Consider the following 13439-nt stretch of genomic DNA (forward strand, 5'->3'; position numbering starts at 1 on the left):
ACCGCCCCGCATAAGCAAAGGCCTGCCGCGGGTGGCGGCAGGCCCTGGTTGAAACCGGGGGGCAGGCCGAAGGCCGGCTTGCCCGTATCGGTGCGGCTTACTGTCCGCGCATGCGGCCCTGGAAACGGGTGCCGCCGTTGCCCATGTGCGACAGCTTCAGCTTGCCGATCGCGCTGATGCGCTCCTCGGCCAGGCGGTCGGCCGCCTTGTAGGTCGGGATGTTCTCGGTCTTGGAGATCTCGAAGATGCGGCCCAGGTTGTAGTAGATCGTGCGCATCATGCGCATCGCGCGCTCGCGGTTGTAGCCGTCGATCTCCAGCGACACGTTCATCACGCCGCCGGCGTTCACCGCGTAGTCCGGCGCGTACAGCACGCCGCGGCGGTTCAGCTCGTCACCGATCGCGTCGGTGGCCAGCTGGTTGTTGGCCGGGCCGCAGATGATCTTGGCCTTGATGCGGTCGATGGTCTGCTCGTTCAGCGTGCCGCCGAGCGCGCACGGCGAGTACACGTCGGCGTCGACGTCGTAGATCTCGTCCAGGCCCACCGCCTCGCAGCCCAGCTCGTCCACGCAGCGCTGCACCGCTTCCTTGTTGATGTCGGTGACGAACACCTTGGCGCCCTGTTCGCGCAAGAGCTTGATGAACTCGCCGCCGACGTGGCCGGCGCCCTGCACGGCGTAGCTGTATTTGCCCACGTCCTCGTTGCCGTGCTTGAACTGCAGCGCGGCCATCAGGCCCTGCAGCGAGCCGTAGGCGGTGAACGGCGACGGGTCGCCCGAGCCGCCGTGCACCTGGTGCACGCCGGTGACGTACTCGGTCTCGCGGAACACGTATTCCATGTCGTTGACGTCGATGCCGACGTCCTCGGCGGTGATGTAGCGGCCGTTGAGCGAGTTGACGAAGCGGCCGAACGCGCGGAACAGCGCCTCGGACTTGTCCTTGCTCGGATCGCCGATGATCACCGCCTTGCCGCCGCCCAGGTTCAGGCCGGCCACGGCGTTCTTGAAGGTCATGCCGCGCGACAGGCGCAGCACGTCGTTCACCGCCTCCTGCTCGGTCTTGTACGGCCACATGCGCAGACCGCCGAGCGCGGGGCCCAGCACCGTGTTGTGGATCGCGATGATGGCCTTCAGGCCGGCGTCCTTGTTGTGGCAGAAGACGACTTCTTCGTGACCCGTGTTGGCGATGGTTTCAAAGATCATTGGAACGGTGACTCCATGATTTACGGTGCCGGTGGGCATCGACAGAGGGTGGCGGAAGAGACCGCGGGAATCCGCCGGAGGGTGATGAAAACGCCTGAAACTCATCGCCCCGACCGGAGCCGGGGCGATGAATCAAAGCGACAAGTTTAGTACGTCGCCCCCGCAGGTGGTGACGCGACGCAACAAGCCACGGGCGTATGGACGAGATCCGGCAGGCCCGTGCCAGGGTTTCAGCGGCCCCAGTAACCGGGCCGGAAGCGCCACTGGTGGCCGTGGCGCACCCAGTGCGCCGGCCGGTAGTGGCGACCCGGATGCAGCCTGACCCAACCGCCGCCGACCCACACGTGGCGATGGGCGTGCGGGCTCCAGCGCCAGTAGCCCGGCGCCCAGACATAACCGCGACGTGGCGGCGGCAGCCGCTCGAAACGCGGCGGCGGCGGGGCCACGCCGATGCTGATGCCGACCGCCACCTGGGTGCGCGCGGCGGCGGGCGGCGCATACATGGCGCCAGCGAAAGTCAGGCCGAGTCCGGCCAGCAGGGCCAGCTTGAGCGAGCGGGTCATCGTGTTCTCCGTCAGCGCCGCGAAGCGCGGCAGGCAGGACGGAGAACGAAAGACAACGCATGCAGTTGACGGCGTGCCGCGCCTCGTTCAGCCGGTGCTGACCGCCGAACCCGCCTACAGCCGGCAGTTCGGCGCGTGGCTGCTGGCGCGCGCCTGCTGGTACACCGGCAGCAGTTGCTGCGCCTGCCGGTCCAGTGCCTGCGCGCGGTTGCCGGAAGACGGGTGGGTGGACAGGAACGCCGGCGGCTTGCTGCCGCCTTGCGCACCCATCTTGTCCCACAGCGTCACCGCCGCGCGCGGATCGAAACCGGCCTGCGCCATGTAGCGCTGGCCCAGCGTATCGGCCTCGCTTTCCTGGGTGCGCGAGAACGGCAGCAGGATGCCCACCTCCGCACCTACGCCGAGCAGGGCCGCGGCGTTGCCGGCGTCGCTGCCGCGCGAACCGGCGTAGATGCTGCCGGCGGCCACCGCCGCCTGCGCCGCCATGTTGTCGGACACGCGCTCCGCACCGTGCCGCGAGACCACGTGCGACAGCTCGTGGCCGAGCACCACCGCCAGCTGGTCCTGGTCGGTGGCGAGCTTGAACATGCCCCGGTTCACGCCGATCCGGCCGCCGGGCAGGGCGAACGCATTGGCCGTGTCGTCGCCGATGATCTGCACCTCCCACTGCTGGGCGTTCCACGGCGGCGGCAGCACCGCGATCAGCGCGTTGGACACGCAGGTGGCGTAGGCGCGTTCACGCGGCGCGTCGACGAACTTGCCCTGCTTGCGCATGTCGTTGAACGCACTCAGGCCCATCTGGCTCATCTGGCTGTCCGACACCATCATCAGCTGCGAGCGGCCGGTCGGCGAGGTGACGCAGGCGGCCAGCAGGGCGGTGGCCAGCGGGATGCTCAGGTTGCGGATGTTCATGCGGGATCCTCCTTGGCGTGCAGCGGCAAAGCATACCTACAAGGTCTGCCGAGGCCGCGTGACTGTCGCTTGATATAGAACGAACGATCGTGCTATTTATGCAGCCATGACGATCGCAACCCACCCCGGCAAGCGCGCGGCCACCCGCGACACCATCCTCGACCACGCCTACGCGCTGGCCTGCAACGGCGGGCTGGAAGGCCTGTCGATCGGCGGCTTGGCGGTGGACGTGGGCATGTCCAAGAGCGGCGTGTTCGCCCACTTCGGTTCGCGCGAAGACCTGCAGCTGGCCGTGCTCGACACCGGCCGCCAGCGCTTCGTGACCCGGGTGCTGCTGCCGGCGCTGCAGCAGCCGCGCGGCCTGCCGCGGCTGCGCGCGATCGTGGCGAACTGGTTCGAGTGGGGCCGCGAGCACCAGAGCGGCTGCGTGCTGCTGTCCGCCGTCAGCGAATACGACGGCCGCGACGGCGCGCTGCACGACGGCGTGGTGCGGCAGCAGGCCGGCTGGCGCGACGAACTGCAGAAGGCGATCGCGCAGGCGGTCGAACTGGGCCACCTGCGCAGCGACACCGACGTCGCCCAGCTCGCCTTCGAGATCTACGCCCTGATGCTCGGCCTGCACCACGACGCCGGGCTGTTCGGGTTCGACGAAGCCGGCTGCCTTACGCGAGCGGCCTTCGAGCGCCTGTGGCGCAGCTGGCAAACCTGAGGCGAGACCCATGTCCACCGTCATCGACCGACTCAAGCTCACCACCGTGCGCACCGGCTTCGTGCTGGGCGGCCGGATCGCACCGCAGCGCACGGTGAACCGCGCCGCGCGCCTGTTCGCCACTCCGTTCGCCAGCAGCCGCAGCCGCGCACAGGCGGCGCAGGGCGACACGGAGATGCAGCGCGGCGAGTTGCACGTCAACGGCGAAACCATCGCCACCTACGTCTGGGGCGATCCGTCGAGCCAGCCCTACGCGCTGCTGGCGCACGGCTGGTCCAGCTTCGGCCTGCGCTTCCTGCCGTGGGTGGCGCAGTTGCGTGCGCAAGGCCTGGCCGTGGTCACCTTCGACCAACCCGGCCACGGCCACAGCACCGGCAAGCTGTGCACGCTGCCGGAATTCATCGCCACGATCCGCGCAATCGGCGCGCACTACGGCAACGCCGCGCTGGCGGTCGGCCACTCGCTCGGCGGTGCCGCGGTCACCTTCGCGCAGGACGAGGCGTGGCGTGCCGAGCAGCTGATCCTGGTGGCGCCGGCCGCCGACATGAAGGCGGCGGCGCGGCGCTTCTTCCGCTTCGTGCACCTGGCCGGCTACCTGCGCGAGCCTTTCTACGCATGGCTGCACCGGCGCACCGGTGTGCACATCGACGAGCTGCGGGTGGAACGCAAGTTGCCCATGCTGGGCCAGCCCGCGCTGATCGTGCATGACCTGGACGACGCGGACGTGCCGTGGGGCGAGGGCGAACGCTACGCCCAGCACTGGCCCGGCGCGCGGCTGCACACCACGCAGGGCCTGGGCCACCGCCGCGTGCTCGATGCCCCCGAAGTGATCGGGGCGGCGCTGGCTTTCATGCGCGGCGAACAGGTGGGCACGCGCGTGGTCGGCAGTCCGGACCTCGCGCTCCGCATGTAGGTTTCCCTTCTCCCCCGGAATTTCAGGGGAAATAACGCCGTCATCCCGGCGAAGGCCGGGATCGCACTTCTGGCCTTCGCCGGGATGACGGCGTGGTAGTTCAAAACTCCGCGCTCCCTGTCGATCCACTAGAATCGGCAAGTTCAAGCACCGATGTCGGAGTTGCCATGAGTTCCCCCGCCAAGCACGTCCCCGCCAGCGCCACGCAGGCCGACACCACCCCACTGCGTTTCGTCACCGCGGCCAGCCTGTTCGATGGCCACGACGCGGCGATCAACATCATGCGGCGGATCATCCAGAGCCAGGGCGCGGAGGTGATCCACCTCGGCCACAACCGCTCGGTCGAGGACGTGGTGCGCGCCGCGCTGCAGGAAGACGCCGACGCGATCGCGCTGTCGTCCTACCAGGGCGGCCACGTCGAGTACTTCAAGTACATGGTCGACATGCTGCGCGAGCGCGGCGCCGGCCACGTGCGCGTGTTCGGCGGCGGCGGCGGCACCATCACGCCGGAAGAGATCCGCGAGCTGGAAGCCTACGGCGTGGAACGCATCTACCACCCCAACGACGGCATGCACATGGGCCTCGTGCACATGATCGAGGACGTGGTGCAGCGCGCCGGCAGCGCTGCCGCGAAGCGCGCCGGGTCCGAATCGCACACGCTGCCCAAGGTCGACATCGACGACGAGATCTCGATCGGCCACATGCTCTCGGCGATCGAGGAAGGCAAGCTCGCCGGAGCCGAACTCGAACACCAGCGCAAGCAGTGGAAGCTGGCCGGCCAGCACACCCCGGTGCTCGGCCTCACCGGCACCGGCGGCGCCGGCAAGTCGTCGGTGGTGGACGAGCTGCTGCTGCGCTTCCTGCACGCGTTCCCCGGGATGCGCATCGCCGTGCTCGCGGTCGATCCCACCCGCCGCCGTTCCGGCGGTGCGCTGCTCGGCGACCGCATCCGCATGAACTCGTTGCGCTCCAAGCGCGTGTACATGCGCTCGATGGCCACCCGCCGCCAGCACGCCGCCACCAGCATCGTGCTGCACGACTGCATCGACTTCCTGAAGAGCCAGCCGTACGACCTGGTGATCGTCGAAACCGCCGGCATCGGCCAGAGCGATTCGGAGATCGTCGACCTGGTCGACTTCCCGGTCTACGTGATGACCAGCGACTACGGCGCCGCCAGCCAGCTGGAGAAGATCGACATGATCGACTTCGCCGAGCTGGTGGTGCTGAACAAGTTCGACAAGCGTGGCGCCGAGGACGCGCTGCGCGACGTGCGCAAGCAGTGGAAGCGCAACCACACCGCGTTCAAGGTGGCCGACGAAGACGTGCCGGTCTATCCCACCATCGCCAGCCAGTTCAACGACCCGGGCGTGACCTGGATGTTCGCCAACCTATGCCGGCTGATGCGCGAAAAACTGCATCTTGAACCCTCCCCTTCAAGGGGAGGGCAGGGTGGGGTCGCTCTTGCCGTACCTTGCGACTGGAAACCCGAGCTCGACACCACCCTGAAGGAGCCGCGCGCCACCGTGCTGATCCCCGGCAACCGCGTGCGCTACCTCGCCGAGATCGCCGAACAGGGCCGCGCGATCAACCGCAGCATCGAGACCCAGGCCGAGTACGCCAGCAAGGCGCAGCACTACTACGAGGCGCTGAAGGAACTGGGCGATCCCAAGCTGCCGCGCCCGCTCGACCTCTACGCCAGCGCGGATTTGCACCAGCCCGTCACTACTCCAAACGCCTCAACTCCCCAAACCGTCATCCCGGCGCAGGCCGGGATCGCATCACCCACCGCGCACGAAGCACACAGTGCGAAGGCCGCGAATTCGGCGACGAAGAGCGATTCCGGCCTGCGCCGGAATGACGGCAAAAAAGAACCAGAGCGCGACGAGCATGCAGTGGATCGCAGCATCTTGCTCCTGCGCCAGCGCTACAACGCCGCGCTCAAGGAGCTCAGCCACGAGGCGATCCACCAGCTGCGCGAATGGCCGGCGCTGTACGCATCGGTCACCGCCGACGTCAACGAATACAAGGTGCGCGACAAGGTCATCCGCGTCGACAACTACCGCGAGTCGCTGAGCCACCAGAAGGTGCCCAAGGTGGCGCCGCCCAAATCCAAGGACTGGGGCGAACTGGTCAGCTTCCTTGGCCGCGAAAACCTGCCCGGCCACTATCCGTACACCGGCGGCGTCTACCCGTACCGCCGCAGCGGCGAAGACCCCACCCGCATGTTCGCCGGCGAAGGCACGCCCGAGCGCACCAACCGCCGCTTCCATTACCTGAGTCAGGGCGGTGCCGCCACGCGCCTGTCCACCGCGTTCGACTCGGTCACCCTGTACGGCGAAGACCCCGCGCCGCGCCCGGATATCTACGGCAAGATCGGCAACTCCGGCGTCAACATCGCCACCCTGGACGACATGAAGAAGCTGTACTCCGGCTTCGACCTCAGCGCGCCCAGCACGTCCGTGTCGATGACCATCAACGGCCCCGCGCCGATGATCCTGGCGATGTTCATGAACACCGCGATCGACCAGAACGTCGAGAAGTACCTCAAGCAGGACGAGGCCCGCTGGGGCGCCGCGCAGCGATACATCGACAAGCTGTACGCGAACGTGCCGCGCCCGCAGTACCACGGCGAGCTGCCCAAGGGTAACGACGGCCTCGGCCTCGGCCTGCTTGGCGTCTGCGGCGACGAGCTGGTCGACGTGGAAACCTACGCCCGCATCAAGGCCGACACGCTGACCAAGGTGCGCGGCACCGTGCAAGCTGACATCCTGAAGGAAGACCAGGCGCAGAACACCTGCATCTTTTCCACCGAATTCGCGCTGCGCATGATGGGCGACATCCAGCAGTACTTCGTCGACCACAAGGTGCGCAACTTCTACTCGGTGTCGATCAGCGGTTACCACATCGCCGAAGCCGGCGCGAACCCGATCAGCCAGCTCGCCTTCACCCTCAGCAACGGCTTCACCATCGTCGAGTACTACCTCGCCCGCGGCATGAAGGTGGACGACTTCGCACCCAACCTCAGCTTCTTCTTCTCCAACGGCATGGACCCGGAATACACCGTGATCGGCCGCGTCGCCCGCCGCATCTGGGCGCGCGCCATGCGCGAGCGCTACGGCGCCAGCGCGCGCAGCCAGATGATGAAGTACCACATTCAAACCAGCGGTCGCTCGCTGCACGCGCAGGAAATCCAGTTCAACGACATCCGCACCACGCTGCAGGCGATGTACGCGTTGTTCGACAACTGCAACTCCCTGCACACCAACGCCTACGACGAAGCCATCACCACGCCCACCGAAGAAAGCGTGCGCCGCGCCGTGGCGATCCAGATGATCATCAACAAGGAACTCGGCCTCAACTTCAACGAGAACCCGTGGCAGGGCAGCTACGTCGTCGATACCCTCACCGACCTGGTCGAGGAAGCCGTGTACAAGGAGTTCGAGGCGATCAGCGAGCGCGGCGGCGTGCTTGGGGCGATGGACACCATGTACCAGCGTGGGAAGATCCAGGAAGAGTCGATGTATTACGAGCACAAGAAGCACGACGGCTCATTGCCTCTGATCGGGGTGAACACGTTCCTGCCGAAGGATCATGGCGGGGAGATCGCCACCGAGATCGAGTTGATTCGGTCGACGGAGGAGGAGAAGGGGGTGCAGATTGCCAATGTGAAGCGCTACGGCGAAGCACGCAATGCGCTGGCTTCAGACAGCCTCAAGGTGTTGCAGGGGACGGCGCGGGATCGGCGGAATGTGTTTGAGCAGTTGATCGAGGCGGTGAAATACAACTCGCTGGGGCAGATCTCGCACGCGTTGTATGAGGTCGGCGGCGAATACCGGCGGAACATGTAACCCATGCCGATCATCTCCAGCTTCTTCGGTATCTATGTGCGCATGTACTTTGCCGATCACGCGCCGCCGCATGTACACGTGGAGTATCAGGGGCACGAGGCCTTGGTTGCCATCGAAGATGGCATCATCGTGCAAGGCGAGCTGCCGAAGCGTGCGCTCGCCCTGGTGAAGCAGTGGTGCCTCGACCATCACGATGCGCTGGAGCAGAATTGGGTGCGCGCGCAGGCACTGCAGCCACTTAGCCGTATTCCGGGAGCCGACAATGATTAAATTGATCGCGGTCGAACCAAAAGAGCGGTATCAGCTGTTGCTACGTTTCTCCGACGGTGCTTCGGGTGTGTTCGATTTCTCCAGGTTCGTTGAAGCGGACACGGAGATGACGGCGCCGTTGCGTGATCCGGCGTTCTTTGCACGCCACTTCATCGAGCTTGGTGCACTGGCTTGGCCGAACGGCTTGGATTTCAGTGCGGGGTCGTTGTATCAGCGGCTGCAGGATGAGGGAAGGCTGGTGCGCGGCAAGAAGGTGGCTTGAGTAGCCGAAGTGCAGGAGTGATTCGCGCTGTTCGATTGCAGGGGGCTGCTGGATGAATTACTCGCCGAAATCGCCAACGACAAAGCATGAGGGCGTTCGCGAGCCGCTGGTCGGTAGCGACGTGCTGGATGTCGTGCAGGCGGGCAGGGGTGATCTGTCGGATTGGGTGGATTTGATGGAGGCGGTGGAGGCGTTGTGCCCGGTGTGGCCGAGGGGGAAACACCCGATGGCGAGGCAGTTCGAGTTCAAGCTTTGAAGAACACCAAGGGGGTTAACTTCCTCCGTCCCGTTTTTGGTGCCATGTTGCCCTTATTGTCTGTCAATGCTTTGGATGATCGGGATAAATTGGCGCGCGGCAAACGGATAAAATTTTCCGACGGCGAATATTTCAAAACTCCACTGCGCCCCTTCTGGGTTGCCGAGCGCGACACAGATATAGCAAAGATATTTATCGCATATTTTTCGGCGGTTGCCGCCGTTTGGCCAAACGCTTGGGTATCTCGCGAGCCCGGCGACATATTGCCTAGAACGAACGGTTTTCGAGCCTTGATGCGCTTCTTTAGGCTATGCTATTTAAAACTTCGGCCCGAGTGGGACGCGGGCCAGCCGCTTGCCTCGAAGGAAGATTTTGCTAAGATCCTTAGAAAAATTGACTTGGACGACGACAGCTTTAATATTGAAAATTTCCCGCCAGGGACTTCAGGTGAAAAGCGCTTATTTGATCGTCTGAGGTCGGGCGCAAAATTGTAGTATCAGAAAAACCGGGGCGGAGGATAAGAACTCTTACTCATATAAAGAGGCGAGGTAGAACTTCCTTGTAAGGAACATATATGAGCGATCCTGTAGATCAGCGGGGGTGGCTATATATTTGCATGGACATCAAGGACCCCGGTTCGTGCAAAGTCGGATGCACTAGACGCGCCCTATATAAAAGGATTACCGAGACGGGAAATCCGGACTATATGATTGTTAAAGCATACAAGGTGCCGCCTGAAGAGGCTTTTGCGTTGGAGCGGCATCTGCAGCGGGAAGTTTCTAAAGTCGCCAGACGCAAGCCCCACATACTGAGCGGCAGACGTTCTGAGTGGTTTGAATGCTCGCCAAAAGTGGCTGCTAATGCGTTGGAACACGATCTCGCAAAATGTTTAGGGCTTCAGGACGAAGACGGCAATCCAATGCTGTCCCACCTTATTTTCAAGCCTCATTTGAACTGGGTAAGCCAGATGCAATTGTCCGGTCGCGTTTCTAGTGAGGAGCACTTCGAGAACGTCATCGCCGCCATCAGCGAAGCCTGACCCCAAACAAAGGGTTCAGAAACATTATCCAAGCCATTTGTCTCTGGCACTCCTCAATTTGTTGGAATGACTGTCTACAAAAAATGGGGTGAGGTTCACTTATCAGTTGAAGCGACTTTGCGCGGCCGATGCTCGGGCCGGGTGCCGGCGCAGCTTGGCTTGAACCATTGCGCGGAAGTTGTCGCGGACCCAGGCGCGTTGCGTGCCACTCCAACCTCACCCTGTCATTTCGAATGGAGTTGCCGTGACCGAGCAAGAGACTGTCTGGCCACCATACATCGCCTCGCCTGAGGTGCAACACTCACTTGCCATTGCCAAGCAAGTGGCAGTGTGGAACGAAGAGACGCTTTACGGCATTGAAGTCCCCACAAATGACATATCGCGTCTAGGTATTGCGTCGTTTGCCATGGTGCATGAGCATCAGAAGTCAGCGCTGTTGCTCACAGAATTAGGTCTAATGGCCTCCTCTATGGCCTTGATGCGACCGATGTTTGAAGCTTACGTGCGCGGGCTGTGGCTTGTGTACGCAACCCAAGAAGAATTCAATCAGTACCAAGCTGGACGCGACAGCTTGGACCTGGAGCGCGCCATCAAGCTCATTTTGAGCCGGTCGGGTAAGTCACGCTTCAATGACGCGTTGGAGATGTGGAAGCTGTCCAAGAAGACCTTGCACGGCTACGTCCACAACTCCTTCCAAGCCCTCATTCGCCGCTCCGGCCTCATTGAGCTACCCACAGCAGACGTGGTTTCCACGCTCAACTTCTCTTCGGCGCTGGCAACACTCGCCTCAATTGAAATCACCGAAATTATGGACAGTGATGCCTTGCCGGACAACAAGGCCGCTGTTCGGGCAATCGTCAATTCGTTGCAGGCGGACCTTGTGGCAACGCTTGCAGAAATGGGCCTTATAGCTGTCGCCACGGGAGCACATTAATGTGCTGCTTCGCTGGAACATAAGCGGGCGGAGGGAACTGATCCATGGCGAAAAGCAGCAAAACAAGAACGGGGTCTATCTTCGGATTATGCAGCTGACGAGGCTGTAGTCGAAGGGTAAGCTGGCCCCGGTGGCGAGGGTGTGGCTCATGGGGTTCGCATCTTTCACCGGATGCTCAACTCTGAAATGCCGCCCTCGTCACCACTGCATCATCCCAAAAAAGGTGTCGGGGACAATTTCTATAAAAAGGTGTCAGGGGCAATTTTTGAAATCGGATTAGATTTGAGGTTGGGGATGACACGTGCTTTGCGCGTATTAATGTCATTTTTGTAGGTCGTCATCCTTTGTAAGTACTAAACCCAAGCCGCACTCGTAATTTTCTTTGGAGTGGTTTGCTTCAGTGGTTGTCCAATACACATTGTTTGCTTCCTCAACTGCATGGAGTGCTAACTTCCAACCAGGTTTAAAGTCATAGTTAACGCGTATAATGTGTTGCCACTTGTGCTGAGTGCAGCCTTCAGATCCTTTTACGTAACATTCAGTCCCGCCTGGCAAGGTATTGTCTAAGTTTTTCAGCGTCACCTTTGGCGGGGCTTGCTCGGGACCAAAGTCCATCTTTAATCTATCCCGTATGGTGTCTAGCTGATCCACATTACAGGCATTGTCCGCTGCGGTCCTGTTCGCACCGTGATCGAGAGTGTCGGTATCCGTTCCAACGACCATGTCACGAAAGAACTCAACTTTTGTGACCGTCCCTTTGTTGACCCATTGATAGATTGTCCAGTCCAGATCAGCTATTGTTTTTGGGTAGGTCAGCTGAAGTCCCTGCAGAGAGTCTGTCCACTCTGCACCATATGGGTTCGGTCTTGGTTCTGGGAGCGGCGCGCCTGGCTGCATAACTAACGCTTTTAACCAGTCGGACTGGACTTCAAGCGAGGGCGTTTTCGCCAATTGTGGTTGGGCCACAGTTTCCGTGCGTGCCGGTTCTTTTATCACGGAATCTTTACTGGGTGCGGCCGGCGAAATATCAGGTGGAAGAGGGTGTGGTGCGAGGGCTAGTTCTACTGTGTCAATAAATATATGGCATGATCACGGCATCTTCTAGCAACCTGCGAGGAGGTGGGTCATGGGCATCGGTCTGGAAGGCCGCTTTGAGCGGTATGGCGAAGCGATGGTCATCGCCATGGGGCACGCGGATCGGGTGGCGCCCACGCGCTGGTATCTGCAGGGTTTGATGCTGCCTGGCGGCCGCAAGAGCGTGGAGCCGATGGCGGCACGGGTGCGGCCGCAAGATGTACGGGCGACCCACCAGTCGATGCATCACCTGGTGTCGACGTCGGCATGGAACGACGATGCCTTGCTGGCCGCCGTAGCCGAACAGGTGCTGCCCGTGCTGACGCACGGCGGAACCACACCGTGCTTCTGGATCATTGATGACACCGGCTTTCCGAAGAAGGGTAGGCACTCGGTGGGCGTAGCCCGGCAGTACTGCGGGCAGACCGGCAAGACCGACAACTGTCGGGTGGCGGTGAGCTTGTCGCTGGCGACGGACTCCAACAGCCTGCCGTTGGCGTATCAGCTATACCTGCCGGCCGAATGGACCGACGACCCGCAGCGATGTGCCGCTGTTGGGGTGCCCGCATCAGTCGGCTTTCTGACCAAGAACCAGATTGCGGTGGCGCAGATCCGCGCCGCCGTCGCGGCGGGCGTGCCGCGAGGCGTCGTGTTGGGCGATGCCGCCTACGGCGATGACAGCACGCTTCGCGATGCGCTGAGCACGCAAGACCTGATCTACGCGCTGGGCGTCAGGCCGCTCACGGCGGTGTGGTGGGGCAAGCATCAACCAGCCACGCCACCACCGCCTGCGACGGGTGGTGGACGCCCCCGCGTGCGGGTATGCCGCGATGCGGCGCACCGGCCGATCAGTGTGCGTGCGCTGGCGCAGGCGTTGCCGGCGCGGGCGTACCGCACCATTACCTGGCGGCAGGGCTCCGCCGAACCCTTGTCCGGCCGCTTCGCCCGCGTACGCGTGGTCGCCGCCCACGACGACCGCGATCGCGCGCCCGAATGGCTGGTCATCGAATGGCCTGGCGGCGACGCCGAACCGCTACGCTACTGGTTGTCGACGTTGCCGAAAGCGACGACCTTCAAGGCCCTTGTCGGCACCATCAAGGGCCGTTGGCGCATCGAGCGGGACTACCTGGAACTCAAGCAAGAACTCGGCTTGGGTCACTACGAGGGGCGCAACTGGCGCGGCTTTCATCATCACGCCAGCCTGTGTATCGCGGCCTACGGCTTCCTGACGTTGGAGCGCTTGCGTGGCAGTAAAAAAAACCGTGCACGATTCAAGGCGCCTGCCGTACCCGAAGGCTTCCGCCCGCGTGGGGCTGGGGCCGATGCAGCGCCATCAACCGCTCTCGATCGCGACCGTACACTTTCGTCTCGCCCGCCTGATCGCACGACAGTTGGCGCGATGTCCTTGCTGCGGCATGGCGCATCCGAGCATCAAACGTCTTTAGTGACACAGTAGAA

General features: G+C 62.9%; 14 protein-coding genes. 10 read left to right on the forward strand and 4 right to left on the reverse strand.

The genetic code is table 11. The annotated features are described in order from the left end of the window. Nucleotides 1–97 precede the first annotated feature (97 nt). The 3 genes from RHOOR92_RS0109665 to RHOOR92_RS0109675 form a co-directional block, all read right to left on the reverse strand. Nucleotides 98–1201, reverse strand: coding sequence for a Glu/Leu/Phe/Val dehydrogenase dimerization domain-containing protein (locus tag RHOOR92_RS0109665; protein ID WP_007511915.1), 1104 nt, complete (start codon nt 1199–1201; stop codon nt 98–100). Between the two features lie 230 nt (nt 1202–1431). Continuing rightward, nucleotides 1432–1764 (reverse strand): YXWGXW repeat-containing protein, encoded by a 333-nt coding sequence (locus tag RHOOR92_RS0109670; RefSeq protein WP_027490143.1) that lies wholly within the window; start codon nt 1762–1764, stop codon nt 1432–1434. A gap of 114 nt (nt 1765–1878) precedes the next feature. Beyond that, nucleotides 1879–2676, reverse strand: a complete 798-nt coding sequence (locus RHOOR92_RS0109675; RefSeq protein WP_027490144.1) for a M48 family metallopeptidase — start codon at nt 2674–2676, stop codon at nt 1879–1881. A 106-nt stretch (nt 2677–2782) separates the two neighbouring features. Between RHOOR92_RS0109675 and RHOOR92_RS0109680 the strand changes: the two genes are divergently transcribed. The 9 genes from RHOOR92_RS0109680 (at nt 2783) to RHOOR92_RS19030 (ending at nt 10907) form a co-directional block, all read left to right on the forward strand. Beyond that, the gene (locus tag RHOOR92_RS0109680; protein WP_007511907.1) at nt 2783–3385 is read left to right on the forward strand and encodes a TetR/AcrR family transcriptional regulator; all 603 of its coding nucleotides are present in this window, start codon (nt 2783–2785) and stop codon (nt 3383–3385) included. A 10-nt stretch (nt 3386–3395) separates the two neighbouring features. Beyond that, on the forward strand, nt 3396–4298 hold the full coding sequence (locus tag RHOOR92_RS0109685; protein WP_027490145.1) for an alpha/beta hydrolase: 903 nt from the start codon (nt 3396–3398) through the stop codon (nt 4296–4298). A gap of 167 nt (nt 4299–4465) precedes the next feature. Continuing rightward, on the forward strand, nt 4466–8146 hold the full coding sequence (locus tag RHOOR92_RS0109690; RefSeq protein ID WP_027490146.1) for a methylmalonyl-CoA mutase family protein: 3681 nt from the start codon (nt 4466–4468) through the stop codon (nt 8144–8146). Between the two features lie 3 nt (nt 8147–8149). After that, nucleotides 8150–8416 carry a DUF4160 domain-containing protein gene (locus tag RHOOR92_RS0109695; protein WP_027490147.1) on the forward strand — a complete coding sequence of 89 codons (267 nt, stop codon included), beginning with the start codon at nt 8150–8152 and terminating at the stop codon, nt 8414–8416. After that, a complete protein-coding gene (locus tag RHOOR92_RS0109700; RefSeq protein ID WP_027490148.1) occupies nt 8409–8678 on the forward strand; it encodes a DUF2442 domain-containing protein in 270 nt (89 codons plus the stop codon). Before RHOOR92_RS0109695 ends, RHOOR92_RS0109700 begins: the two co-directional genes overlap by 8 nt. A 52-nt stretch (nt 8679–8730) precedes the next feature. After that, nucleotides 8731–8934 carry a hypothetical protein gene (locus tag RHOOR92_RS0109705; protein WP_027490149.1) on the forward strand — a complete coding sequence of 68 codons (204 nt, stop codon included), beginning with the start codon at nt 8731–8733 and terminating at the stop codon, nt 8932–8934. Next, complete coding sequence (locus RHOOR92_RS19600) at nt 8931–9428, forward strand: hypothetical protein (RefSeq protein WP_155950219.1); 498 nt, start codon at nt 8931–8933, stop codon at nt 9426–9428. The genes RHOOR92_RS0109705 and RHOOR92_RS19600 overlap by 4 nt, the downstream gene beginning before the upstream one ends. Nucleotides 9429–9508: 80 nt before the next feature. After that, nucleotides 9509–9973 carry a GIY-YIG nuclease family protein gene (locus tag RHOOR92_RS19260; RefSeq protein ID WP_081660225.1) on the forward strand — a complete coding sequence of 155 codons (465 nt, stop codon included), beginning with the start codon at nt 9509–9511 and terminating at the stop codon, nt 9971–9973. Between the two features lie 244 nt (nt 9974–10217). Further along, entirely contained in the window at nt 10218–10907 is a 690-nt protein-coding gene (locus RHOOR92_RS19030) for a hypothetical protein (protein WP_051281177.1), read from the forward strand. Between the two features lie 321 nt (nt 10908–11228). On the opposite strand, the gene RHOOR92_RS19605 is transcribed toward RHOOR92_RS19030, so the two are convergent. Further along, entirely contained in the window at nt 11229–11903 is a 675-nt protein-coding gene (locus RHOOR92_RS19605; protein WP_155950220.1) for a hypothetical protein, read from the reverse strand. Nucleotides 11904–12078: 175 nt separating this feature from the next. Between RHOOR92_RS19605 and RHOOR92_RS0109725 the strand changes: the two genes are divergently transcribed. Then, entirely contained in the window at nt 12079–13437 is a 1359-nt protein-coding gene (locus tag RHOOR92_RS0109725) for an IS701 family transposase (RefSeq protein WP_155950204.1), read from the forward strand. Nucleotides 13438–13439: the final 2 nt, after the last annotated feature.

Origin of the sequence: Rhodanobacter sp. OR92, from assembly GCF_000427545.1 — a bacterium.
Taxonomy (GTDB): domain Bacteria; phylum Pseudomonadota; class Gammaproteobacteria; order Xanthomonadales; family Rhodanobacteraceae; genus Rhodanobacter; species Rhodanobacter denitrificans.

What these genes read in the sequence shown, in the direction of transcription:
- RHOOR92_RS0109675 (WP_027490144.1), bottom strand. Translation starts at nt 2,676, where the DNA reads ATGAACATCCGCAACCTGAGCATCCCGCTGGCCACCGCCCTGCTGGCC.
- RHOOR92_RS0109685 (WP_027490145.1), top strand. Translation starts at nt 3,396, where the DNA reads ATGTCCACCGTCATCGACCGACTCAAGCTCACCACCGTGCGCACCGGC.
- RHOOR92_RS0109725 (WP_155950204.1), top strand. Translation starts at nt 12,079, where the DNA reads ATGGTCATCGCCATGGGGCACGCGGATCGGGTGGCGCCCACGCGCTGG.
- RHOOR92_RS0109670 (WP_027490143.1), bottom strand. Translation starts at nt 1,764, where the DNA reads ATGACCCGCTCGCTCAAGCTGGCCCTGCTGGCCGGACTCGGCCTGACT.
- RHOOR92_RS0109680 (WP_007511907.1), top strand. Translation starts at nt 2,783, where the DNA reads ATGACGATCGCAACCCACCCCGGCAAGCGCGCGGCCACCCGCGACACC.
- RHOOR92_RS0109705 (WP_027490149.1), top strand. Translation starts at nt 8,731, where the DNA reads ATGAATTACTCGCCGAAATCGCCAACGACAAAGCATGAGGGCGTTCGC.
- RHOOR92_RS0109700 (WP_027490148.1), top strand. Translation starts at nt 8,409, where the DNA reads ATGATTAAATTGATCGCGGTCGAACCAAAAGAGCGGTATCAGCTGTTG.
- RHOOR92_RS0109665 (WP_007511915.1), bottom strand. Translation starts at nt 1,201, where the DNA reads ATGATCTTTGAAACCATCGCCAACACGGGTCACGAAGAAGTCGTCTTC.
- RHOOR92_RS19260 (WP_081660225.1), top strand. Translation starts at nt 9,509, where the DNA reads ATGAGCGATCCTGTAGATCAGCGGGGGTGGCTATATATTTGCATGGAC.
- RHOOR92_RS0109690 (WP_027490146.1), top strand. Translation starts at nt 4,466, where the DNA reads ATGAGTTCCCCCGCCAAGCACGTCCCCGCCAGCGCCACGCAGGCCGAC.
- RHOOR92_RS0109695 (WP_027490147.1), top strand. Translation starts at nt 8,150, where the DNA reads ATGCCGATCATCTCCAGCTTCTTCGGTATCTATGTGCGCATGTACTTT.